The sequence below is a fragment of the Arcicella rosea genome (assembly GCF_014204325.1).
GTDB lineage: Bacteria > Bacteroidota > Bacteroidia > Cytophagales > Spirosomataceae > Arcicella > Arcicella rosea_A.
In genome coordinates this window covers 1-25,960 of the sequence record NZ_JACHKT010000015.1, presented here as the reverse complement: position 1 = coordinate 25,960, position 25,960 = coordinate 1, and the positions used below count along the sequence as shown (strand labels likewise).

Below are 25,960 nucleotides of genomic sequence, written 5' to 3'. Positions count from 1 at the left end.
AAATTCCAAATTTTAAGTTGATTATACCAACTCAACTACACGAATAGGAGTTTTTTCAAGCCAGCCATCCAAAATTTCATTGAATCTTTCTGGACATTCCATCATCGGTGCATGACTGCACTCATCGATAAAATGTAATTCAGAGTTTTCAATTAAACGATTGAATTCATGACCTACTTGCGGCGGCGTTATGGTGTCGTTCAATCCCCAAACCAATAGCGTTGGTACTTTGATTCTAACAACATCTTTAGCCATATTGTTCCGCTGTGCAGACTTTGCTATCGAGATAATTCTAATTACTTTAGATGCACTGTTGGTAATTTCAAATACTTCATCAATCAAAGCTTTTGTAGCCGTTTCTGGGCGATAAAAAGTATATTCTACTCTTTCTTTGATGTATTGATAATTTCCACGTTTTGGATATGAACCGCCCATTCCATCTTCAAAAAGTCCCGAACTTCCTGTCAACACTAATCTTTTTACTTTAGAAGGATTTCTCAATGTATAAATCAAGGAAACGTGTCCGCCCAAAGAATTTCCTAAAAGTGTTAACTCATCAAAACCTTTCCAATTCACGAAACCTTCAATAAATTCAGTCAATCCTTCACATCCAGCTTTTGCAATTGGCATTTCATAAATTGGCATCATCGGAATAATTACTCGATATTTACCTCTGAAGCCCTCAATTACTCCTTCCCAGTTACTTAATGCACCGAAAAGCCCGTGAAGTAAAAAAAGAATTTCGCCTTCTCCTTCGTCGATGTACTTGTAACCATTTTCTTCGTGAATTTGATAGTTCATATCTTATAATATTAGAAATTTGATGATGATTTTACTTTTCAGCCTAATCAAAATACTTGTATGTGGATAAATCAACCTTTAAAAGCAATCTAAATAAAATACAATTTTCCTTAAAATTTTAATAATCTATTAAATAGTTTATCGGTTTAATTCAATTTTAAGTAGATTTTAAATGTGATGCAAAATAATAAAAAATCTCTGAAAAGTATATTATTTGTATGTTATTAGTTTTAACAAATTAGATTAAGATAAATTCATTTCAAATCAAAATAATACATAATAATCTAAAAATCAATTTGTTATATATTAAAATATAAAATCACATTCTTGTAATTCTTTAGATGAATGTAAATATAAAAAATTGATACCCATTAATTTGTCAAGCTAATGACACATTTTGCAATATTAGAATATTTATATTTTCCTTCATTTTGTTATAATGATTTTATGTAATTTTCAAGAAAGTCAAAACTCTTTGTGTAATCGCTTGTTAGTTTTATTAAATAGGAAAAAACACAATAAACAATACAAGTCCTATAAACGTAATAGATTTTAAAGAAAATCAAGTTTATTTGAGCCTAAGTACTAAGGATAAACTAATTGAGAATATAAACCTATAAGGATTTGAGGCTAAAGCTCTTTTTATTAGTTTATTATATAAATCCTTATAGGTTTAATTAAAAACTTCTGAATACTTAAAATATTTTATCATTATTAAATCAGAACAGAAATGATTATCATCATCGGAGCTGGCATAGCTGGATTGACCTGTGCCAAATACTTACAAGACAGAGGAATTGCATCTTTGATTTTGGAAGCTAGTGACACAATCGGCGGAAGAGTAAAAACTGACAAACAAGACGGCTTTTTACTTGATAGAGGCTTTCAGGTTTTGTTGACTGCCTATCCAGAAGCTCAAAAATTGCTAAATTATGAGCTATTAAATCTCCAATCTTTCAAATCTGGTGCTTTGATTCGTGACAATGAACAAAATAAATTAACGAAAATGCTTAATCCGTTACAAGAGCCATCGGCTTTGTTTTCAACGCTTTTTTCAAATATTGGAACTTTTGCCGACAAACTCAGAGTACTTCGTTTAATTATCGATACTCAAAATACACAAGACGATATTTTTGAAAATAAGTATCAATCTACCTTAAAATATCTTCAAAATTATGGTGTTTCAGACAAAATGATTTTGCAGTTTTTTAAACCTTTTTTCGGTGGAGTATTTCTTGAAGATGAGTTAAATACTTCAGCCAATTTTTTTAAATTCATTTTTGGGAAATTCTATGAAGGCAATGCTGTTATTCCTGCTAAGGGAATGCAGGAAATTCCCTTACAAATTGCTAGTTATTTACCAAAAGATGCTATTAGATTCAATACAAAAGTGTCAAAAATTGAAGGAAATAGGGTTTATTTAGAAAATGGAGAAAAATTGCACGGAGAGAAAATTGTCATAGCAACCGATGGTTTCACTGCTGAAAAGCTTTTAGGAAAACCACAAAATCTGCAATTCAATAAAACTACTTGTACTTATTTTTCGGCAAATAAATCTCCACTGGCAGACAACTTATTAGTACTCAATCCAGATAGGAAAGCAAAAATCCATAATTTGTGCGTTCCGAGCGATATTGCTCCTAATTATGCTCCAGCGGGAAAATCGTTAATTTCTGTTTCTACACAAGGAAATGTGATGGAGGATGAGAAAACCTTGACAGAAAATATAAAAAAGGAATTAGTTACTTGGTTTGGCAAAGAAGCATCCACTTGGCAACATTTGAAAACCTATCACATTCCACAAGCTTTACCAAAATTAAATCAGGAAAACGAAAAGATTGACTCATTACAAATCAGTGATATACTTTATCAATGCGGCGATTATACTGCTTACCCATCTTTGAATGCTGCGATGATGACAGGCAGAAAAGTTGCAGAGATTTTATAAGTTCGCTTCTCTTAAAACCGTGGATTATTTTACGGTTTTAAGAGAAGCTTCTAGGATAAATTCAGCTACATTTAAACCTGACAAAAATGCACCTTCAACATTTCCAATACCAAAACCGTCGCCTGCCATAAAAATGGATTTATCATCAAATTGATAAAAAGTTTCGTGAAAGCGACTTGAAGCCAGACTATAACGCCAGCGGTGTACTTGATAAGTTTCGATGGATGATTTTGGAATAAATTCTTCTACAGATTCAAGCATTTTTTGAGCAATTTCATTTAAATCTCCTTCAAAATTCTCTGCACTAAAATTAGCAGAGGCATGAAGCGTAACACAAGGTTTTGTTGAAATTCCTTTCTGGAAATTATCTGCAATCCAAGCTACAGGTTTATTTTCCAGTATTATTCCCCCACTTTGAATACTTGTTTCTTTATTTAAAACAGCCATTACAGCAATACAAGGCTCATATTTTACAGAATTCAAGACAGATTCATCTTTAGCAGAAATATCTATTGATGACTGATTTAACAATTCCTGAATTTGTGGAACAGGCTGTGTAATAATTAATTGGTCGAAAAAGTATTCATTTCCACTTTCTGCGAGAAGCTTGTTATTAACAATTTTACATACTTTTTCATTAAGAATCACATTGATATTTTCCGACATTTTCTTTGGAATCATTTTCATTCCTTTACTTCCAAAATAACGGATATTTGTTCGTTGTGCTAATTGCCATGTTGATACAACACTTTCAGTAAGTAATTGGTCTATCAAAGCTTGGAAATTAGCTGATTGTACAGAAAAATATTGTGTACCATGATCTGCTTGGCAATCTCCAATTTTCCTTGTAGCCATCCTACCTCCCACTCCTCTGCCTTTATCAATTACAGTTACTTCGTGATATTTTGCTAAAATTCTTGCAGCTGAAAGTCCAGCCATACCTGCGCCAACAATAAGTATTTTCAAAGTTTTATGATTTAATTCAATTTATCAACTCCCAAAAAAGCTATATGTTTAAAAATTTATAGAATAAACAACTGTTGACTTAAACAAGCCTTTAGAAGTAATTAAAAGCATTTTCAATTTACCAATTTTGATTATCATTATCAGAATAATTAAAAAAAAGATAAAAATCATCCTTAAAATTAACAAATTCCATTTTTTAGGAAAAAAAGTTTTGTAATTTTGATTTACCATTTTAAAACCCAAACAATGAACAAAAACATTCTCTTGATATTTTCGTGCATTACTTTATTATTCAGTTGCAAAAAAGATGATGGCAGTTGGAAAAAAGCCGCCGAAAATCCTGAATTTTTAAGAAGAACACAGTTACAAGTTACTGAGTCTATTATTCACGATATTTTTGCTCCTCCAGTTTCAAGTCGTATTTACAGCTATGCTTCTTTGGCGGCTTACGAAGCACTTGTTCCTGCCAACAAAGGTTTAAAATCTATGGTTGGGCAGTTCAATGGTTTTGAAAAAGTTTATAAGCCAGATTCAAGTAAACAATATTGTTATCCATTGGCGGCTACTAGAGCATTTTTAACCATTGGCAAAAACCTTACTTTTGCCCAAGATGTTTATGTAGATTTCGAGAAAAAACTTTGGGAAGATTTTAAAGCAACAGGTATGCCCGACGAAGTATTTGACAATTCTATTGCTTTTGGAGATTCTGTAGCAGCTTCTATCATGAATTATTCTAAAAAGGATAATTACAAACAAACTCGTGGTTTCCGTTTCACAGTAACGAATAAAGTAGGAACTTGGGTACCAACACCTCCAGCTTATATGGATGCCGTTGAACCTAATTGGCAAAAGATTCGCTCTTATACTTTAGATTCTTCCGCTCAATTTCCTCCGCCACCACCTTCAAAATTTGACTTAACAAAAGGAAGCGACTATTACAATGAAGTAATGGATTGCTATAATACCGTTAAAAATTTGACGGATGAGCAAAGAGCAATTTGTAATTTCTGGGATTGTAATCCATTTAAAATGAATATTACTGGTCATGCTATGTTTGCTACTAAAAAAGTATCTCCTGGCGGACATTGGATGGGAATTGTGTCGCAAGTAAGTAGAAATACCAACGCTGATATTTATAAAACAGCTCAAGCTTATTTAATGACTTCAGTAGCCGTTTTTGATGGATTTATTTCTTGTTGGACAGAAAAATATCGTTCCGTTCGCATTCGTCCAGAAAGTGTTATCAATGCTAATATTGATAAAGATTGGCAACCAGTGCTACAAACGCCACCATTTCCAGAATATACTTCTGGACACTCCGTAATTTCTGGAGCAGCTTCTGTTGCATTATCATCAATTTTGGGTGACAATGTTGCTTTTGCTGATTCTACAGAAATTCCTTATGGTTTACCAGTGCGTAAATTTACTTCTTTCAAACAAGCAGCCGACGAAGCTTCTATCAGCCGTTTATACGGTGGTATTCACTTCCGTCCAGCTTTAGACAACGGTTTAGTTCAAGGCAGAAAAGTAGGAAACTGGATTGTTGAAAAAATAAAAACTAAATAATCTGAATCGTTTCCAAGCATTTTTAAACATTGAAAATTATAAGCAAAAAGCCAAACTTTCGTCAGTTTGGCTTTTTTGTGTAATTTCACTTTATGAAAGTCCCTCAAGCATTAATTAATTCATTGCAAAACATTCAAGGTTTTAATGAAAGTACCTTTATTAAAGCACATGAAAATGAAGTACCTCCTATTTCTATTCGCATCAATCCATTCAAAAATTCCGAAATTTTTAGTGATGCTGAACCAATAGTTTGGTCAAATTATGGTAAATATTTAGCAAATCGCAGTGACTTTTCGCTGAATCCACTTTATCATGCAGGTACTTTTTTTGTTCAAGAAGCAAGTTCGATGTATTTAGAACAAGTTTTAAAAAGTACAGTAGATTTATCTCAAGATTTAAAAGTGCTTGATTTATGTGCTGCACCGGGCGGAACAAGTACATTAATTGCTAGTTTAATCACGCCAGATTCTTTATTAATCTGTAATGATGTTATTCAAACTAGAAGTAATCATCTGAGTGATAATCTGACAAAATGGGGTACGATGAACACAATTGTTACCAATAATGACCCAAAAGATTTCATGCGACTTTTCGGCTTTTTTGACGTTCTATTGATTGATGCACCAAGTTCGAGTTCAGGTTTGTTTAGAAAAGACCCCAATATTTTAAAGGAATGGTCGGATGTAAATGTTAACTCTTGGGCATTGAAACAAAAGAAAATGATTAGTGATGCTTGGTCAAGTTTAAAACAAGGTGGAATTCTGATTTATTCAACGTCATCTTATTCCAAAGAGGAAAATGAAGAAATTGTAGATTGGATAGAAAGTACTTTTAATGCTGAACATTTAACAGCAAAAAATACCGACATACTTGGAGGAGAAATAATTTCAGAAGGCTCTTTTAGACTTTTTCCTGATCAAGTAAAAGGCGAAGGCTTTTTCATTACAGCTTTTAAAAAAAAATCGTCTGAAAAAGAAGTATTTATTCGTTCTGGAAAACCCATTAAAAATAATAATCGTAGAACTGAACGAGAAATTTTAAGACATTGGATAAAAGACATTGATGACCATACTTGGTTTGAAAAAGATGGTGAATATTTTTTAGTTAACCCAGCCCACGAGCATGCCATTAATTTGATTACTTTCAATTTTAATCTAAGAAAAGTAGGAACAAAAATTGGCAAACTATCTAATAAAGATTTAATTCCTGACCATGAGCTTGCCATGAGCATATTTTTATCCGAAAAAATAAACAAAGTTGAAGTAAGTCCAGAAGAAGCAAACAAGTATTTAAGAAGAGACGATTTCGTTTTGGAAGAAGTGGTAAAAGGCTGGTCTTTAATAACTTTCAAAGGTTTTGGACTCGGCTGGGCAAAAATTCTTCCTAATAGAATTAATAATTATTACCCAAAAGAACTGAGAATTTCGACTAAAGAAGCATAATCTCACTAAAAAAGCGATAAGGATTCTGTGAAAAGATGATTATTGAGCTTTGTTTGTAAGTATTTTACTTATTTTTGTAGCAAATTCTTTGTGTAGTAATTAAAGAAAAAAAACTTATTGAAAGAATTTGATATATTTACTTTTAATGATTTAATCTTTAATTGATTATTTTAGTAACAAATTCAAAACAACAATCATTAACTGTCTGTCAGCAGGTTGAAAAACCTGATTGTTAAATGTTTATCTCAAATGTAACAGCCGACTCTAATCTTATTAAATCCTGATTTGTAGAGCGCTGTCAAAAGAACGCATGATTAACGAAGAAGCAAAAGAAATTAAAGAAGAAATCGAAGCACAAGCTATCGAAGTAACAGAATCCGCAACCAACACACCAGCGGAAGAAGTATCTATTCTTGAGGTTGCAGCAACCCCTGAACCCACTGAAACAATCTCTGAAGTAACACCTGAGCCTATTCTTGTATCAGCGGTACTTGAAACCATTGAAGAGACAGAAACAACTGATAGTCAAGCAATTGATTATTCTGGTTTTCAGAAAGCAGATTTTGTAAAAACTTTAGAGAAAGTATTAGCAGAAGTAAAAGAAAATCCTTCAGTAGGTATTTTCAGAAAATCTGAAGATACTTTGAAAGAAGTAAGACCATTATTTGAACAAATTAAAAGTGCAGAAAAAGCAGAAGCACTTGCTAAATTTAAAGAAGCAAATGAAGGTTCTGAAGATGGTTTTGAATTTAAGCTAGACGCTGCAAGTGAACAATTTGATACGCTTTTCAAAGCGATTAAAGAAGAACGTTCTAAGTATTTTGCAAACATCGAAAAAGAAAAAGATAAGAATTTCAGTCAAAAAACTGTACTTATCAATCGTCTTCGTACTTTGGTTGAAGGTGAAGATAGCAGTGACCCAGCTCATATCAAATCTGGTTTTAATGAATTCAAGAAGATTCAAGAAGAATGGAAAACTGCTGGAAATGTAAATTCGCCACACAATAATACACTTTGGCAGACATTCCACGCTTTAGTTGATAGATTTTACAGTAATCGTAGTATTTATTTTGAGTTGTTAGAACTTGACCGCAAGCGTAATCTTCAACACAAAATTGAGTTATGTAGCAAAATCGAAAGAATAGCAGAAACGTCGAAAACAGAAAACGTTACTGGTAAAATGTTGGATGAAGCTGTAGCAACTTTTGAAGAGTACAAGCACGTTGGGCCAGCACCAAAAGAAGAAAATGAACTTATCTGGCAAAGAGTAAAAGATGCTTTAGATATTATTTATGGCAAACGTCGTGAACAATTAGAAGCGTCAAAAGCAGAAGCAGAACAAGTGTTCGCTTTGAAAACTTCAATTGCAGAGCTTATTCAACCTTTCGCAAGCTTTAATTCCGCTTCAATTACTGAATGGAACGACCGCACCAAAGCTCTTTTGGCTCTCCAAGACCAATGGAATAATATCAAAGGTTTTATGCCTAAAGAAAAAGGCAAAGAATTAAGCGATAAATTTTGGTCGGATATTAAAACATTTTTTAGAAACAAAACTGAATTTTTCCGTTTACTAGAAATCAAAAGAGAAGAAAATTTAAAAGCCAAGAATGCAATTATTGAGGAAGTAGAAGCATTATTAGCCAATGAAGATGAATCTCAAGAAGCCACTAATACAGTAATTCGTTTACAAAAAGAATTCCGTGAGATTGGTCATGTTCCTGAAAAAGAAAAAGATGTCATTTACAGTAAATTCAAAAATGTATGTGATACTTTCTTCAATTTAAAAAGAGCTAAAAACCAAACGTTAGAAAAAGAGTTTGAAGCTAATTTAGTAAACAAAATTGCCCTTTGTGAGCAAATTGAAAAAGAAGCTTCTGAAGGTGCTGAAACAACAAGATTAGCTGAATTCAAAGCACAATGGTCGGCAATTGGTTTTGTTCCTAAAAAGGAGATGCAAAATATCGGAAAACGTTATATCAATGCCATCAACAAGTATGTAAGTGCAATGGCAAAACTTTCTGGTAGAGAACGTGAGCAATTGAGTTTACAGAATGAAGTTGAAATGGTGAGAGCACACGGAGAATCACCAAAAGATTTAATTCGTAAAGAAAATGACATCCGTCGTAAAATGCAGACTATTGAAAATGACATTGCAGTTTACAGAAATAACTTAGAATTTTTCGCAAAATCTAAAAATGCAGACAAGCTTCGTCAAGATGTTGAAGCAAAAATTCAAAAAGCAGCAAAAGATTTATCAGATTTGAAACATCAAATTAAAATAATCAGAGAAGCTGAAAGATGAAAAATCACCAAAACAGGGCTAATTTAATCATTAGCCCTGTTTTTTTTGAAAAAAATTTCACCGCTTAATCTTTTGAATTTCAGAAACTTGCAAAAAAGTTTAACAAAATGTTAAAAATTTCTTTCCAAAAGGTTTGCACAGTAATACAAAACCTACTAATTTTGCATCACGATAAACGAAGAACATCTCGCTAATCGTTGAGAAAAGCCTTCTTAGCTCAGCTGGTAGAGCAACTGACTTGTAATCAGTAGGTCATTGGTTCGATCCCGATAGAAGGCTCAAAAAATTACAAAAACCCTTCATACATGGCGTATGAAGGGTTTTTTGCTTTATAGATTTAACTTCATTCTAGGTACTCACACTTTTGTACCCAAATCCCTCCTCTCCTTTTTTCGTTATGGTTCAAAATGATGTATTTTTGTCTGGCAAACTCAACGCTGATGAAATATAATCCTTTTTACTACATTTTCCTGTTCTTACTTTCCTGTTTTACTTTATCGGGATGTCTGTGGGCGAAGCGTTGTCCAGAGAAAAACTGTAGGGTTTCTGTAGAACATAAACACGAAGGTGGAACTTTTAGACCAAGAGCGGCCTTTTCATGGACGACGACTAAGAAACATTGGCCGTGGAATCCTGTTAAAGGAAGTAAAAAGTTTAATGGTAAAAAAGATAAAAAGTCAGGGAAAAGTAAATTCAAATATACACTTCCTGGCGAAAGAGTAAATTTTGATAAAAAGAATTAGCCTTGGCTATTCAAAATACAACAACATGAATCTAATTAAAGTAGCCGCTGGGGTCGTAAACCAAACACCTTTAGCATGGGAGAGTAATAAAAACAATATCATTAACTGTATTGAGGAAGCAAAAAAGCAAGACATCAGCATTTTGTGTTTACCCGAACTTTGCATTACTGGTTATGGCTGCGAAGACATGTTCTATGCACAAGGTACTTGCGACAGTGCTTTAGATGCTTTAGAGGATATTGCTCTACATACTTCAAGCATTGCAGTTTGTGTAGGTTTACCCATTCGTATCAATAATCATATTTATAATGCTGCTTGTTTGATTGTTAATAAGCAAATCAGAGGCTTCGCTTGTAAAAAAACTTTGGCGAACAATGGTATTCATTATGAAACTCGTTGGTTTCAACATTGGCCTGTGGGTGAAAAAACTGAATTTAGAATTGGTGAGTTTTCTTACCCTATTGGCGATTTACTTTTTGAAGTAGGCGGTGTAAAAATTGGCTTTGAAATTTGTGAAGATGCTTGGGTGGCAAATCGCCCCGGAAGAGAACTTTATTTAAAAGGTTGTGATATTATTCTGAATCCAACGGCTTCTCATTTTTCTTTCTTCAAAACGCAAACTCGTGAACGCCTCGTTCAAGATGGTTCTCGTGCTTTTGGAGTGGCCTATATTTATGCAAATTTGCTCGGAAATGAGTCAGGGAGAGCCATCTTCGACGGAGATGCGATGATTGCTCAGGCTGGCGAAATGCTCGTTTCTGGTACAAGATTTTCTTACAAAGATTATTACTTGACTTCAGCGGTGATTGATTTAGATAAAATTCGTTTAGAACAAAGTCAAAATTTTATCCTATTCAGGGCTTCAAATGCTGTACAAGTACTTTTCGATTATCCAGAGATTGCTCCTATTAAAAATAATTATGCACTTGAACATTGGGAAGCGAATGGTTTTCAGAAAGAAGAAGAATTTGCAAGAGCTATCGCTTTAGCACTATTCGATTATTTAAGAAAATCACGTTCTAATGGCTGGGTAATTTCACTTTCTGGTGGTGCAGATTCTTCTGCTATTACTGCATTGTGTTACTTAGCCATCGAAATGGCTGTTACAGAATTGGGTTTAGATGGTTTCAAACAAAAACTAAAATACATCAAAGCGATTCAACTTTGTAATTCTGTAGCAGAATTATCTGCTGCTTTGATTACAAATATTTATCAAGGAACACAAAATAGTTCATCGGATACTCGTCATTCTGCTACTTCATTAGCCAAAGATTTGAACACTACTTTTTATGATATTGACATCAATGGCTTGGTGGAAACTTATAAAGGATTGATTCAAGGTGCTATTGGAAGAGATTTATCTTGGCAGACCGATGACCTTGCATTACAAAATATTCAAGCGAGGGTTCGTAGCCCAAGTGCTTGGTTGTTGGCAAATATCAACAATGCTTTACTTTTATCTACTTCTAACCGTTCTGAAGCATCGGTTGGATATGCTACGATGGATGGAGACACTTCTGGCTCTATTTCACCGATTGCGGGTATCGACAAACATTGGTTGCGTCATTGGTTGCGTTGGCTAGAAAACACTGGTTTGGGCGGAACTCATCAAATAAAAGGCTTAAATGCCATGAATAATTTGCAACCGACAGCCGAATTACGTCCGCTAGAAGCTAAACAGATTGACGAAGAAGATTTAATGCCTTATGATTTATTAAACGCCATTGAAACCTCAGCAATTCGTGATAAAAAATCTCCTACAGATTGTTTAAAAATCATGGAAATGGAATTTGAAGGTATTTACACTCGTGAAAAATTAATTACTTCTATCGAAAGATTTTTTAGACTTTTCGCTAGAAATCAATGGAAACGTGAACGCTATGCACCAAGTTTCCATGTGGACGACCGTAACCTAGACCCAAGAAGTTGGTTGAGATTCCCAATTCTTTCTGGTGGTTTTCAGAAAGAAATCGAAGAAATGCTAGAGTACGCCAACAATTCAGGGAAAGGAAAAAGAAGAGGTAAAATTGGCTTTTAATATTATAAACTAGAAAGTATGCTTTTAGCCATAGACATTGGTAATACCGACGTAGTTTTCGGGATTCATAACCGCCAAGAATGGATTCATCAATTCAGAATTCCTTCTGATTCTTCTGGGCGTTCTTCTGATTTTGAAGCAAAGCTTCGCCTGTTTTTCTTGGAAAACAATCTAAAAATCAGTAAAATCAATCGCTCAATTATTAGTTGCGTAGTGCCAGATTTAAAACATGTTTTGAAAGAAACAGTTCAAGAAATGCTTGGTCTCGACCCAATCATTATTGGTCCAGAAATCTATGACCAATTGAAAATGGAAATTCTAAGTCCTTATGAAATCGGTACAGATTTAGTTTGTAATGCTACTTATTCATATTATACCTACAAGAAAACATGTTTAATCGTAGATTTCGGAACAGCTTTAACTTTTACCGTTGTTACTGGCGAAGGTAAAATTTTAGGTGTTTCCATTGCTCCGGGTTTAAAAACGGCTGTAAAATCGCTTTTTTCAAACACTGCACAATTACCAGAAGTACCTTTAGTTATGCCTGAATCTGCCATTGGAAAAAATACTGTTCATGCTATTCAAGCAGGAATTCTTTGGGGTTATGTAGGAATGGTTCGTGAAATGATAATGCAAATCAAAAAAGAAGTTGGGCAAGATTGTATCGTTTTAGCTACTGGTGGACTTTCGTCTATTCTAACGCCACTTCGAGATGAATTTGATGAAGTTGATAAATTATTGACGTTGAATGGTTTGAAAATCATTTCTGAAATTGTAAAATAAAGTAAAATTCATTTCTCAATAGGCGGTTTAGTGTTCAGCTAAATCGCCTATTTTTTTGTCTTAAAATCTTTTTTAGATTTTTTCTCAATTCTCTGCAACCTTTTTCTGCATGGCTGCATCTTAGCTACAAATCATTCCCCTTAACGTTTCAATTTTTCATTGATGGTATTCAACAAACCATTTATCCTTTAGGGAAGCCGATTAAGTAGTTTGCATAACAAGGTAGTTGGCATACTATTAATTTCGAATCATCAATCATCCAAAATGTTTAACCAATAAATCTAAAAACCTAAAATTCACTCATCATGAAAACAATTTTTTACGCAATCCTTACCGTATTTAGTTTAGCTAATATTAAGGCACAAGCTCAGGGAAAAATCTCAGGGCAAATCACAGACGACAAAAGTAAAATTGTAGAATTTGCTACCGTTACTTTATTGAACGCAAAAGACTCTTCATTAGTAAAAGGTGCTTTAGGCGACGTTAACGGCACTTTTGAATTCGAGAAAGTAAATTATGGTACTTATATCGTCAATATTTCTCAATTGGGATATAAAAAATATTACACGCCAAAGTTTATCCTTTCAGCAGAAACGCCAAACATTAAATTAACAAAATTAGTATTAGCAGAAGCATCTAATGAGCTGGGAGAAGTACAGGTTACCGCCAAAAAACCTTTTATCGAACAGCAAATAGACAAAACAATTGTGAATGTTGAGAACTCAATTGTTTCAGCAGGCAATACAGCGATTGAAGTTTTAGAAAAATCTCCAGGTGTTACAGTTGACAAAGACGGGAACATTTCATTGAAAGGAAAGCAAAATGTAATGGTAATGTTAGACGGCAAACCAACGTATATGTCGGCTGGTGATTTAGCAAATATGCTTCGTAACATGCAAGCTTCTCAATTGGATAAAATCGAAATCATGACCAATCCGCCTGCTAAATACGATGCCGCTGGAAATGCTGGAGTAATCAACATTCGTTTAAAAAAGAATCAAAATACAGGTTTGAATGGTTCGGCAAACATTGGGCTTGGTTACGGTTTTTATAAATCTTTACCAAAAGAAAGTGCTGGTTTAAACTTAAACTACAGAAATGGCAAAGTAAATCTATTCGGAAATTTCTCTGCAAACGACCGTCAAAGCTTCCAAATCCAATCAATCAATCGTAAATTTTTTGAAAATGGCAAAGTAATTTCTGGTTTTGATCAAGTAGGTAATAATGACCGTAGAAATAGTTCTTTCTCTTACAAAATGGGAGCTGATTACTTCATAGATAAAAAGAACACCATTGGTTTCTTATTCAACGGGATGAATGGAAATTGGAACGAAGATTTGAACAACGAAACATTAATCAAAAATTCGCAGGCTCAATTGGATACTACTTCTAGAACGTTGGGAAGTATCAGAAATAATTGGGGAAATTATTCAACCAATTTGAACTTCAAACATATAATTGATTCAACTGGTAGAGAAATCACAACTGATTTAGACTACGCTCGTTATGATGCCAATAATTCAATGAAGTATCGTACTTCAAAATATGATATTCAGAATATTTTACGTGAGAAAAGAAATGAAGATGGTTTAACAGGTTCAAAAATCAATATTTATTCTTTCAAAACAGACTTAGTTTATCCAATCAATAAAACATCAAAATTTGAAGCTGGTTTAAAAACAAGTTATGTACACTCTGGTAACGATATGCGTTTTGATTTCTTGGTAGGTGATGCCAATACGCCAGTAAATGACCCCAATCGTACTCGTGATTTTGTTTACAAAGAAAACATCAATGCTGGTTATGTAAACTACTCTAAAGAATTCAAAAAGCTAAGTGTTCAATTAGGTTTGAGAGTTGAAAATACAAACGGGCAAGGTTCTTTATTAGGAAAAGAATTGTTGAAAAGAAATTATACCAACCTTTTCCCAAGTGTATTTTTCCGTCAGAAATTATCAAAAGATCATCAATTGGGTTACTCGTTCAGTCGTAGAATCGACCGTCCAAGTTATGAAGATTTGAATCCGTTCTTATTCTTCCTCGACCCTTATACATATTCAAGAGGTAATGAATTATTACAACCACAATATACCAATGCTTTTGAAGTATCGCATACGTTCAAAGATGCCATTACAACCACTGTAAATTTCAGCCGTACCAATGGAATTATGACAGAGATTTTGGAACAAAACAACACTTTAAAAACAACGAACGTAACAAAAATCAACATTGGTTATGTTGAAAACCTAGGAATTTCGTTCTCTGTGCCTGTGCCAATCACAAAGTGGTGGTTTAGTAATACTTACTTGAACTTATACAATAACCATTACGTAGGCGATATTCCTAAAACAATTATTAACTCGGAAGGTACTTCAACGACTACCCTTCAACCTTTGGATGCTCGTGCTACTACTTATCAAGTAAATATGACACACCAATTTACTTTACCTAAAAAATACTCTTTAGAGTTAAGCGGTTGGTATCAGTCACCTTTTGTTGAAGGACAATTAGCAGGTCGTCCGATGGGTGCATTGTCATTCGGGATTCAAAAGAAATTAATGAAAGATAAAGCTACTTTGAAATTAAATGTTAATGATGTATTCTGGACTAACCAATTCCGTGGCTCATTCATTTTCAATGATATTGACGTACAAGTAAATAGCAAATGGGAAAGTAGAGTAATTCGCTTGAACTTCTCATATCGTTTTGGAAATAGTAAAGTTGCCGCCGCACGCCAACGCAAAACTGGCTTAGAAGACGAAAAAGGTCGTGTAAAAAGTGGAGGTAACTAATCAACGATTTTTCATTACAGTGAAAAATAACTCAAATCTATTTAATCAGAAAATTCAGGGAGAATGTCGTCAATGGCATTCTCTTTTGTTTTAATAACCACAAAAAAAGAGGTTTTCTTCTGCAAGAAAACCTCTTTCTAAAATCTATAAATTGCTACTTAGTGGCAACGTGAATGTTAGATGGCGTTAGGAAATCGAAAAAACGCTCTAACCAACTTTTATCGGCATCATTTTCTTGAGATGCTTTCAAGTTTTCTGTTTTGTGGCTCTTTGATTCTTCCAGAATCATTTCCGCCAACAATGGATTGTATTTCATACATTTGTGTTGTTAAATGAAACACGATTAATGATTGTTGTTACTCTAAGTTGAGGTTCACTTATAAGAGTGAAAATCATTTAATCTGTGTTAATTACTTGACTGACACAAAGTTACGAATATTAGTTCTGACAATTGCAAAAAATATAACTATTCCAATACAGATTCTTTAAATACTGCAATTATATTTGATTATTCTCAGAATTCAATCATTTTTCAAGCCAATAATGGCTAACATCCTTCCTGTTTTCCCTTTTTCTTTTCTGTGCGAAAAATAACTTTCATTGTCTAAAACAGTAGAAAACTTTGATACTTCAATTTGATTGTCGGGCACTCCTGCTTCAAGCAATTGTGCCAGATTGGCTTGTTTCAAATCGACAAAGTATTTATCCTTTTCAGCATCAAACCTTTTGAATTTCTGCTCAAAATTTTGGGCTACCTCCTCTCCTACTTCAAAAGAGCATTCATCAATACAAGTACCAATGTATGCAAAACAATCTGCTGGGTTTGTCCCAAAGTCTGCCGTCATTTGCTGAATGGTTTTAGTGACAATGCCCAGAACTGTTCCTCGCCAACCTGCATGAATGGACGCAACTACTTTTTGCTTTTCATCATAAATCAAAATAGGTGTACAATCTGCCACAGTAACGGTTACAAATACATCGGCTTGATTAGTAATCAAAGCATCAAAACCTTCGTAAGAACCTGCTTTTGTTGCACTCAATATTTTATCTTCGTGTATTTGATACGAATACGCTACCTTTTCAGCAGAAAAACCAAGTGCTTCAAAAAATTTATCTCTATTTTTATAAACTGTTTCAAGATTATCGCCTGAATGCAAGCCTAAGTTCAATGAAGTAAAAGGGGCTTCGCTGTAGCCATCTTTCCGAGTACTTTCTGCGGCAACTAGCTTTGGGAATTGTTGAAATATTTTGGGTTTGGTAAACATGTTTTTATGGAATTTTTAGCGTTGAGACAAAAGAAGCAAGAGGCAAGACATGAGAAGAAAGAGAAAAGAGTAAAGAACTTTTGTCTTCAGGTTATTATTTATGTGAAATCTTAAAACAAAAATCTTGTGTCTTGTTTCTTGCTTCTTTTGTCATAACTCTAAAATCTAAAGAACAATGAAATCTATATACATACTAATCTTTATCTCTATAATCAGCTGTCAAGAAAAAAAGGTTTCTCAACCTGCTGGAATTGCACTTTCTTTTGACGACCGATTTATTAAAGAATGGTTTGAACTCAGACCGCTCTTTAAAAAGTATCATGCAAAAGTAACATTTTACATTACGCAACCTGATAGTTTATCGACCGAAGAAATTGAAATGTTGCATCAATTACAAACTGATGGACATGAAATTGGCTGTCACGGTGCAATGCACGTGGGTTCGATAAGATATGTTTGGGAACATTCTTTAGAAGAATATATGCAAAAAGAAGTATTCCAAGCCCTGAAAACCATGAAGCTACAAGGCTTCTCTCCTACTACTTTTGCACATCCAGGTGGCTCACAGATTTGGTATATCGACCGTGAATTGTTAAAACATTTTAGGCTGTTGCGTGATGTTTCGATGAAGGAAAGAAACATTTTCGGTTTTACTTATCGTCGAGAAGTAGAAAATATGGATGAAATCTATCATCATCACGACGATACCCAAAAAGTAAATGCTTTAATCATTGATGTAAGTGCCAATCTGACTATTAAAGATATTCAAAAAGGTTTGGCAAAAGCACAAAAAGAACAAACTGTTATGATGCTTTTTGGTCATAAGCCTCTGCGTAAAATCACTCATAAACCCGAAGAATATGGTTTTGATATACATTTTTTAGAGCAAATCTTAGCAGAAAGTGCTAAATTGAAACTTCAATACTTCACAATGAATTCTTTGTAGTTTATGAGTTTATGAGTTTATGAGTTTATGAGTGGGAATCGCTTTTTAAGTTTGTGGGTTCATTAATTCTCATAAGATTTTTAATCTTGTTAATCAAATTTTCATAACTCTAAATAAACTCATTGACTCATAAGCTCATAAACTAAAAAGAATTCATCAACCAATAAAAAATGAAAAAACAAACTACCTTCATCACAAGTTTAATTTTATCGCTATCATTATCATCTTTTGCACAAGATAATGATTCAACCGTGATTCGTAAATTCTTTAATGAATCCCTCTCAAATGGCAAATCCTACGAATGGCTTCGTGATTTAACCACCAATGTAGGTCCAAGACTAAGTGGTTCGGAAGGTGCTAAAAAAGCTGTACAGTGGGGAAAAACACTTTTAGAAAGCGGTGGCTACGACCGTGTTTTTTTACAAGATGTCATGGTGCCACATTGGGTGCGTGGTGCTAAAGAAGAAGGCTATATTTTAGATGGAAAACAGAAAATCAAAGTACCCTTGGTAGCTTTGGGAGGCTCGGTGGCTACGCCTAAAAAAGGCATTACGGCAGAAGTAATTGAAGTAAAAACCTTTCAAGAACTAAGAGCTTTGGGCAAAGAAAAATGCGAAGGAAAAATTATTTTCTTCAATCGCCCGATGGATCCTACCAAGATTAATACTTTTGAAGCGTATGGACAAGCTGGCGACCAACGTCGTAGTGGTGCTAATGAAGCTGCAAAATTGGGTGCAATTGGTGTTATCATTCGTTCGTTGAGTAGTACTGAAAACGATTTTCCACATACTGGTTCTATGGTCTATGCTACAGGTGTGCCACTGATTCCTGCGGCAGCTTTAAGTACCAATGCAGCTACTTTATTGAGCAAAACCTTAAAGGAAAATCCGAATACTAAATTCTATTTCAAACAGTCTTGTGAAACTTTACCAGATGCTCCTTCGCATAATGTGGTGGCGGAGATTAAAGGTTCTGAACATCCAGAAGAGATTATTGTAGTGGGCGGACACTTGGATTCATGGGATTTAGCACAAGGTGCACATGATGACGGAACAGGCATTGTACAATCGATAGAAGTAGCTCGTTTATTCAAAAATTTGGGTATCAAACCGAAGCATACCATCAGAATAGTATTGTTTATGAACGAAGAAAACGGAAACCGTGGCGGTGTGAAGTATGCGGAATTAGCCAAACAGAATAATGAAAAACATATTTTCGCTTTAGAGTCTGATAACGGAGGGTTTACTCCTCGTGGCTTTGGTATGCAAGGTGCATCGGCTGAATTATTAGCGAAAGTTCAATCATATCGTACACTGTTAGCACCTTATGGTTTACATGAAATTGAGCGTGGCGGTGGCGGTGTTGATATTGGGCCTTTGGCACCACAAGGCACAGTACTGATAGGTTTTAAACCAGATGCACAACGCTATTTTGAATATCATCATGCCTCAAACGACACTTTTGATACCGTAAACCAACGTGAATTAGAAATGGGTGCGGCATCAATGGCTAGTTTAATTTACTTGTTAGATAATTTGATTAATTAACATTGCTAATAGACTGTCCAAACATGAGTCATCCCGAATTTTTTCTTAGAATAGTGAGGTTTAGGACGATTTGAGAGTTTTTTTTATTTATTATTGTACAATCCTTACTTTTCTTGTCTTGAAACAAGAAAAGTAACAAAAGAAATTCAAGAATTCGTAATCGGAGTGGCGAACCACCTCGCTTCGCTCAAACAGTAGGAATTCGTTGCACATCAATCATAAAAAAGCGGTCGAAATTAGTTTTTCGACCGCTTTTTTATGATTTTAAAATTCGGGATGATTCATGTTTGCCCTAGCCCTTCACCCTCCTACTCATTTCAATCACTTCTACTTCAAAAATTCTTTTCCCTTCAATTTTTAATTTAATTGCTGTTTGTACGCTATGGAAACCATGTGTTCCTGCTGCACCGGGATTGATGAAAAGCATTCCATTTCTGGACAAATCTCTTTTTACTTGTAAAATATGGGAATGTCCGCAGACAAAAACATCTGGGGTTTTAATGGCAAAGCATTCCAAAGCATCAGGTTTATACTTTGATGGAGCACCAGCAATGTGCGTCATTCCAATGCTGAGTTCCTCGCAAGTAAAATGATTAATTTTAGGATAAATTTGTCTGAGTGTGGCATTATCAATATTACCATAAACACCTTCAATGGGCTTCATGGCTTCTAAAGTATCCGAAAGTTCAACCGAACCCCAATCGCCAGCATGCCAAATGTGGTCGCACCAATCAAGATGAGGCAAGAGACGTTCGTCAAGAAAACTATGAGTATCTGAAATAATTAAAATTTTTTGCATAATTTTCACTAAGTCAATCAAAACTTCCGTTTTGAATATAATAGGAACATTACTTGGTGAAAAATGTTATCTATAAAATCTATTGAGACGTTGTAGTTATCTCATATTTTTAAAGGGTATCATTCACAAATGTTTGAACAAAAATAGTTGAATAAACATCAAACAAATTGTAAAAAGCTTTTTTTAAGCTCAATACTTCAATATTTGCTTGATTAAAATTCAATACAAAACCACAAAATTATTGCTTTTATGCCAGTGAAACCATTTGAAACCATTCTCTACGAAAAACTAGAACCGTTTTTCAGTAATTATAATTTTGTGTTATTGGCTGATAAAAAACAATTTCGCAAAGTCACTCCAACGGGCTTTCAGAACGTAATTTTTACAGTAACGCCCTACCAAAATGAAACTTGGTTAGAGGTAAATATTGGTTGTAGAAATAATCAAGTAGAACAAATTGCCCAACAGTTTATTGGTAATACTCGTGATTATTGGCCAGATTCAAATACTTTGGTGATTTCAATCGGGAAATTTAATGATGCTAAATATTTTAGATATAAAATTTTCAACGAAAACGATTTAGATGATACTTGTGAAATTGTGAAAGAATTTCTGGAACAAAGAGGTTTTCCGTTTCTGAATGATTCGGATAATTTGGTGGCATTAAATAATATTTTCAATGTACATCTTTCAAAACCTTGTAAGTATTTATACAATCAATTGCATCGGAGCTATAAAGGAATCATCACAGCGAGACTAACCCATGATAAACACTTTTTAGATTTATCAAACAAGCACAGAGATACGCTAAGAAACATCGGTGCTAGTCCCGACGAACTACTTACTTTCGAACGTTTGCTGAGTTTTCTGTTGTACCATTCTGTTAATTAAAAACAAGCTTTTATTGAAATTTTCCTAAATTGCATAAGGAAGATTATTTTTTGATGAAATTACGCATTGTACTCATATTGTTAATCTGTTGCAGTTGGTTCACTCCTTTGGTGGCACAACTGAAATTTAGCCGTATTGGTACACAAAGAGGTTTATCGCAAAGTACAGTTGGTAAAATCTTTCAAGACAAACGGGGCTTCATTTGGTTTGCAACCAAAGATGGCTTAAACAAGTACGACGGCTACCAATTCACTGTTTACAGACATATCTCAAACGACCCAAACTCCATCAGTAGTAGCACGATTTCATGTATTACAGAAGACCAAGAGGGAAACCTTTGGGTAGGTACTTTTGATGGAGGTATCAATAAGCTAGACAAAACCACAGGAAATTTTATACATTTCAAACAAGCGGATGATAAAACCAGTATTGGCGGACTGAGTATTTCTTCTATCATTGCCACTCCCGACAACAAAATTTGGGTTTCTACTTATGGTTATGGTTTGCTTTGTTTTGATAATCAGCAGAAAACTATCAAATGGCGTTTGGTAGAATCTGAATTACTGACGACCAACGATATTTCTTTGGTTTATCAAGACAAAAAAAATACCCTTTGGCTAGGCGGACATTATGGTGTAATTACTCATATTGATAAAAATAATCACGCCAATACAGTTAGGCTTCAAAGTAATTTACCTCCTCGCAAAAATCAAATTACTTGTTTGGTAGAAGACCCACAAGGAAATATTTTGGTAGGTACTCGTGGTAATGGTTTGTATCGTTTAGACCCACGAAGCAATCAGTTTACACAAATCATGTACAGTCCAAATCAAATTAATAGAGCCAATTTGATTACAGATTTGGTCTATGATAAAGATGGTGTACTTTGGGTTGGAACAGACAATGGTGTATTTTTAGTGAGAAACAATAATTTCTCGCAATTTACTTATATAGAATCAAATCCTGATTCAGAAACAGGTTTGAGTTCTCATGCTATTCAAAGTATTTTCGTAGATCGTGATAATAATGTGTGGATAAGTACTTGGGAAGCAGGGTTGAATGTACATTATAGCCATCGTAATAACTTCAAATTATATCGTCATAAAGTAAATTCAACTCAAAATTTATTAAGAGATAAAGTAACAGCAATTGCTTGTGAAAACGACCCAAATCGTGTGTGGATTGGGAGTAATAACGGATTGACACTTTTTGACAGGGCTAAAAATACCTTCTCGCATTATTTTATCAATCCTTCTTTCTTGACAACCAGTACCAACGACATCAATAATTTGTATTATGACCGTGATGGCGACCTTTTGGTACTTACTTGGGAAATTGGACTTAGAATCATGAAAAAAGGAAGTAATTCCTTTTCACTTTATCCTTACGACGACGGCAGTAATACTACTCACCTTACTTGTTTGAGTCCTTCTATCAAAGCAAAAAAAGTTTGGGTTGGTACTCAGGAAGAAGGTATTTTACTCTTTGATAAACAAAGTGGAGAATTTAATCCCGTGCCAGACCTAAATCGTAAAGGAGTTCTATTGGGAATGCACATTAACTCTATTTTAGAAGAAGAAAATGGAACACTTTGGATTGGTACATACAACAATGGCATTTACTGTTATGACCCTATCAAAAGAAGAATTGTACATATCAAAAAGTCAAATCGTTCGGATGGATTAAGTGCGAACCAAATCAATAAAATATTCCAAGATTCTCGCAAACAAATCTGGATTGGTACAAATGGCGGCGGTTTAAATTTGTATCAACCTGCCACAAGAACCTTTAAAGTATGGAGAACAGAAGATGGGTTACCCAATAATACCATCAAAGGCATTGTGGAAGACCGCCATCATCACTTATGGTTATCAACCAATCAGGGCATTTCGCAGTTTATCAATTATAGCAATTCCTTCAAGAATTATACAAAAGCTGATGGACTTCAAGGTTCTGAGTTTTTAATGAATGCTTATGCACAAAATAACCGTGGAGAAATATTTTTTGGCGGTACAGAAGGACTAAATATTTTTCATCCTGATAGTTTGGTAGAAAGTAACAAAGTGCCCAATGTATATCTTACAGGATTGAAATTATTCAATAAACCAGCAATGGTTGGTCAGAAAAATTCTCCATTACAACAAGATATTTCACAAACAGAAGAATTGATATTGGAAGCTGACCAAAATGTATTTTCAATAGATTTTACTGCTTTGGATTTCCAACAATTCAAGAATAATCAATATGCTTATGTACTCCAAGGTTTCGATAAAGAATGGAATTATATAGGCACACAAAGAACAGCCAACTATACCAACATAAATCCTGGCGATTATTTGTTTCGAGTAAAAGCAACTAATAATGATGGCGTTTGGAACCAAAGAGAAGCCCTTTTACGCATAACCATTTTGCCACCTTGGTATAATACTTGGTGGGCTTATTTCTTTTATGTTGTTATCATTGGCGTTGGACTTTACTCTTTAAGAAGAACTGTTCTTGTTCGTGAACGTTTGAAATTAGACATAGAATTACAGGAAAGAGAAAAAGAACAAATTCAGGAATTAGATACGCTAAAGACGAATTTCTTTACCAATATTTCTCATGAATTCAGAACACCGTTGACGCTAATTATCAGTCCTTTAGAGAAGTATTTATCCGAAAACAAAGACATTCCAGATGCACAACGCAAAAGAACAGAATCTATTTATAGAAATGCCAAGCAATTACAAAAGCTGATTAATCAATTATTAGATTTATCGAAATTAGAAGCAGGAAAACTTTCACCAGAAATTACTCAAAGCGATGTGGTTGATTTTGTGCAACAAATCACAGAATCTTTTAGAGGTTTAGCAGAACAGAAAAATATTAAACTGAACTTTCAACCTTCTACTCCTTATATTTTAGCGTATTTTGATACCGATATTTTAGAGAAAATTGTCACCAATTTATTATCAAATGCTTTTAAATTTTCAGATAATCATGGCGAAATCACGGTAAAAGTATCTATAAATCCTGCGGATAATCAGCGAATTATCATTGCTGTAAGCGATACGGGCATTGGAATAGACAGTAAAAATTTACAAAATGTATTCAATCGTTTTTATCAAATTCATGGCAAAGACCCACAAAAACAAGTAGTAGGAACTGGCGTAGGTTTGGCTTTGTGTAAAGAATTGATAGAATTACATCGTGGCGAAATTTTGGTAAGCAGCCGTTTGGGAAAAGGAAGTACTTTCACCGTTCATTTACCCATTAATAAAAACGCTTATGATAGTAGTTGGATTCGTGAAAATGAGAATGCTACGGAAATGATACCAATTAATATTGAAGATAATGCTACTGGAAATCAACAGTATGGAACATCCAAAAAGAATGCACCACTTTTATTAATTGCAGAAGATAACGACGATTTACGCAATTATATTAAAGAGATTTTCGTTGAAAATTTCAATATTATTGAAGCTAACAATGGTAAAAAAGCCCTTGACATCGCCATAGAACAAGTACCTGATTTGATTATTTCTGACTGGATTATGCCTGAAATGACAGGTGGAGAATTGTGCGAGCATATCAAATTAAAAGAAAGTACGAGTCATATTCCTGTTATCATTCTTACTTCAAGAGGAAGTAATGATAGTAAACTAGCTGGTTTAGAAATCGGTGCGGATGATTATATCACCAAACCTTTTAATGCTAATTTATTAGCAGCAAGAGTAAAAAACTTGCTAGAAAGTAGGAAAAAACTAAGAGAACGATTCAGCAAAGAAATCAAAGTAAATCCAAAAGAAATTACTTTAAATTCTTCTGATGAACACTTCTTAGAAAAAGCAGTAAGAATTGTTGAAGAAAATATGATGAATACTTCTTTAGATATTGCATTTTTAGAAAGAGAGTTGAACATGAGTACGATGCAGTTATATCGTAAATTAAAAAGTTTAACTAATTTTTCTGGGAACGAATTTATCAAGAATGTACGTTTAAAAAAAGCAGTACAATTACTTGAAACAGAAAGCTTTACCATTGCAGAAATTGCTTATAAAGTAGGATTCAACGACCCTTCTTATTTTACTCGTATCTTTAAGAAAGAGTTTGGCAAATCACCATCAGAGTATCTTGAAAAATCGACTTTGTAATGGTTATTGCCATCAATTTACTTCTTTTTATAAAGCCTTTGTATCACCCTAATTAGATTATTCGCTATAATTTTGCTTAAAACCAAACATTTCCGTCTAATGATGAATTTTAAAAAGAACACTATTCTTTACTTTTTTGTATGTTTTAGCTTTTGTCCTGCTACTTTTTCACAACAGCGAGACTCTACTTTTCGTAAACTTACTGTTAAGCAGTTAGTTGTTCCTGCGGTGTTACTTTCTGGAGGTTATCTGCTTAAAAGTTTTGGTTTAAAACAAGAACAACTAGAATGGCATGATAAATATTATAAGCATTTTGAAACCAACGTTGATGACATAATTCAATATACACCTTATGCGGCTTATGTTGGTTTAGACCTCATAGGCGTAAAAGCAAAACACAGTTTTGGCGACCGCATGGGGATTTTATTCATCGGAGCAGCAGTAATGTCTGGTACAGTATTTAGTTTAAAACATACCACCAAAGTACTTCGCCCTGATCTTTCTGGACAAGATTCCTTTCCGTCAGGTCATACAGCCAATGCTTTTTTTGGGGCGGCGATAGTAGCCGAAGAATATAATGATGAAAGTATTTGGTATGGAATTGGAGCTTATTCAGCAGCAACTGCCACAGGAGTATTGAGAGTAATGAACAATCGTCATTGGTTTTCGGACGTAGTGGTGGGTGCAGGAGTTGGAATACTTTCTGGAAAAGCAGCTTATGTCATTTATCCTTGGTTGAAAGAAAAATTAGGTAAAAAACAAAGTAATAATCCCTCAAAAATAGCCTTTACTCCGATGTATGATGGCAGAACAGTTGGTGGAAATTTGGTGATTGGGTTTTAGTTTTGTAGAAAGATACTAAACAAACATGAGTCATCCCGATTTTTTTCTTAGAATAGTGAAGTTTAGGACGATTTGAGAGGTTTTTTTATTTATTATTGTACAATCCTTACTTTTCTTGTCTTGAAACAAGAAAAGTAACCGCAGCGGCGGCCGCA

The 25,960-nt window shown here is 34.1% G+C and carries 18 protein-coding genes and 1 tRNA gene; 14 read left to right on the top strand and 5 right to left on the bottom strand.

Annotated elements, in window-relative coordinates; genetic code table 11:
- Positions 1-21: 21 nt before the first annotated feature.
- Entirely contained in the window at positions 22-801 is a 780-nt protein-coding gene (locus tag HNP25_RS11230) for an alpha/beta fold hydrolase (protein ID WP_184134195.1), read from the bottom strand.
- A gap of 730 nt (positions 802-1,531) precedes the next feature.
- On the opposite strand from HNP25_RS11230, the gene HNP25_RS11225 reads away from it, so the two are divergent.
- Complete coding sequence (locus HNP25_RS11225) at positions 1,532-2,749, top strand: NAD(P)/FAD-dependent oxidoreductase (protein WP_184134193.1); 1,218 nt, start codon at positions 1,532-1,534, stop codon at positions 2,747-2,749.
- A gap of 24 nt (positions 2,750-2,773) precedes the next feature.
- Here HNP25_RS11225 and HNP25_RS11220 read toward each other — a convergent pair whose 3' ends face one another.
- Positions 2,774-3,715, bottom strand: coding sequence for an NAD(P)/FAD-dependent oxidoreductase (locus HNP25_RS11220; RefSeq protein WP_184134191.1), 942 nt, complete (start codon positions 3,713-3,715; stop codon positions 2,774-2,776).
- A 246-nt stretch (positions 3,716-3,961) separates the two neighbouring features.
- On the opposite strand from HNP25_RS11220, the gene HNP25_RS11215 reads away from it, so the two are divergent.
- The 8 genes from HNP25_RS11215 to HNP25_RS11180 all read left to right on the top strand — a co-directional run bounded on the left by HNP25_RS11215 (position 3,962) and on the right by HNP25_RS11180 (position 15,381).
- Positions 3,962-5,281, top strand: a complete 1,320-nt coding sequence (locus HNP25_RS11215; protein ID WP_184134190.1) for a vanadium-dependent haloperoxidase — start codon at positions 3,962-3,964, stop codon at positions 5,279-5,281.
- A 92-nt stretch (positions 5,282-5,373) separates the two neighbouring features.
- Positions 5,374-6,723: an RsmB/NOP family class I SAM-dependent RNA methyltransferase gene (locus HNP25_RS11210; RefSeq protein ID WP_184134188.1), complete on the top strand. Its 1,350-nt coding sequence runs from the start codon at positions 5,374-5,376 to the stop codon at positions 6,721-6,723.
- A 310-nt stretch (positions 6,724-7,033) separates the two neighbouring features.
- Positions 7,034-9,025, top strand: coding sequence for a DUF349 domain-containing protein (locus tag HNP25_RS11205; protein WP_184134187.1), 1,992 nt, complete (start codon positions 7,034-7,036; stop codon positions 9,023-9,025).
- A 206-nt stretch (positions 9,026-9,231) separates the two neighbouring features.
- A tRNA-Thr gene (locus HNP25_RS11200) sits at positions 9,232-9,304 on the top strand.
- Between the two features lie 128 nt (positions 9,305-9,432).
- The gene (locus HNP25_RS11195) at positions 9,433-9,768 is read left to right on the top strand and encodes a hypothetical protein (RefSeq protein WP_184134186.1); all 336 of its coding nucleotides are present in this window, start codon (positions 9,433-9,435) and stop codon (positions 9,766-9,768) included.
- A gap of 25 nt (positions 9,769-9,793) precedes the next feature.
- Positions 9,794-11,806 (top strand): NAD(+) synthase, encoded by a 2,013-nt coding sequence (gene nadE, locus HNP25_RS11190; RefSeq protein ID WP_184134184.1) that lies wholly within the window; start codon positions 9,794-9,796, stop codon positions 11,804-11,806.
- An 18-nt stretch (positions 11,807-11,824) separates the two neighbouring features.
- Positions 11,825-12,589: a type III pantothenate kinase gene (locus HNP25_RS11185; RefSeq protein ID WP_184134183.1), complete on the top strand. Its 765-nt coding sequence runs from the start codon at positions 11,825-11,827 to the stop codon at positions 12,587-12,589.
- Positions 12,590-12,894: 305 nt separating this feature from the next.
- Positions 12,895-15,381 (top strand): TonB-dependent receptor, encoded by a 2,487-nt coding sequence (locus tag HNP25_RS11180; RefSeq protein WP_184134182.1) that lies wholly within the window; start codon positions 12,895-12,897, stop codon positions 15,379-15,381.
- A 154-nt stretch (positions 15,382-15,535) separates the two neighbouring features.
- On the opposite strand, the gene HNP25_RS11175 is transcribed toward HNP25_RS11180, so the two are convergent.
- Together HNP25_RS11175 and pgeF are read right to left on the bottom strand one after the other, a co-directional pair.
- Positions 15,536-15,697 carry a hypothetical protein gene (locus HNP25_RS11175; protein WP_184134181.1) on the bottom strand — a complete coding sequence of 54 codons (162 nt, stop codon included), beginning with the start codon at positions 15,695-15,697 and terminating at the stop codon, positions 15,536-15,538.
- 205 nt (positions 15,698-15,902) lie between these two features.
- The gene (gene pgeF, locus HNP25_RS11170) at positions 15,903-16,646 is read right to left on the bottom strand and encodes a peptidoglycan editing factor PgeF (protein ID WP_184134180.1); all 744 of its coding nucleotides are present in this window, start codon (positions 16,644-16,646) and stop codon (positions 15,903-15,905) included.
- 175 nt (positions 16,647-16,821) lie between these two features.
- Between pgeF and HNP25_RS11165 the strand changes: the two genes are divergently transcribed.
- Both HNP25_RS11165 and HNP25_RS11160 read left to right on the top strand, forming a co-directional pair.
- On the top strand, positions 16,822-17,592 hold the full coding sequence (locus tag HNP25_RS11165) for a polysaccharide deacetylase family protein (RefSeq protein WP_184134179.1): 771 nt from the start codon (positions 16,822-16,824) through the stop codon (positions 17,590-17,592).
- 170 nt (positions 17,593-17,762) lie between these two features.
- Positions 17,763-19,139 (top strand): M20/M25/M40 family metallo-hydrolase, encoded by a 1,377-nt coding sequence (locus tag HNP25_RS11160; protein WP_184134177.1) that lies wholly within the window; start codon positions 17,763-17,765, stop codon positions 19,137-19,139.
- Positions 19,140-19,431: 292 nt separating this feature from the next.
- On the opposite strand, the gene HNP25_RS11155 is transcribed toward HNP25_RS11160, so the two are convergent.
- Complete coding sequence (locus HNP25_RS11155) at positions 19,432-19,938, bottom strand: metallophosphoesterase family protein (protein WP_184134176.1); 507 nt, start codon at positions 19,936-19,938, stop codon at positions 19,432-19,434.
- 249 nt (positions 19,939-20,187) lie between these two features.
- On the opposite strand from HNP25_RS11155, the gene HNP25_RS11150 reads away from it, so the two are divergent.
- The 3 genes from HNP25_RS11150 to HNP25_RS11140 all read left to right on the top strand — a co-directional run bounded on the left by HNP25_RS11150 (position 20,188) and on the right by HNP25_RS11140 (position 25,805).
- On the top strand, positions 20,188-20,829 hold the full coding sequence (locus tag HNP25_RS11150) for a hypothetical protein (RefSeq protein WP_184134174.1): 642 nt from the start codon (positions 20,188-20,190) through the stop codon (positions 20,827-20,829).
- A gap of 53 nt (positions 20,830-20,882) precedes the next feature.
- Positions 20,883-24,962: a hybrid sensor histidine kinase/response regulator gene (locus HNP25_RS11145; RefSeq protein ID WP_184134172.1), complete on the top strand. Its 4,080-nt coding sequence runs from the start codon at positions 20,883-20,885 to the stop codon at positions 24,960-24,962.
- A 99-nt stretch (positions 24,963-25,061) separates the two neighbouring features.
- Positions 25,062-25,805, top strand: coding sequence for a phosphatase PAP2 family protein (locus HNP25_RS11140; protein ID WP_184134170.1), 744 nt, complete (start codon positions 25,062-25,064; stop codon positions 25,803-25,805).
- The last annotated feature ends 155 nt before the right edge of the window (positions 25,806-25,960 follow it).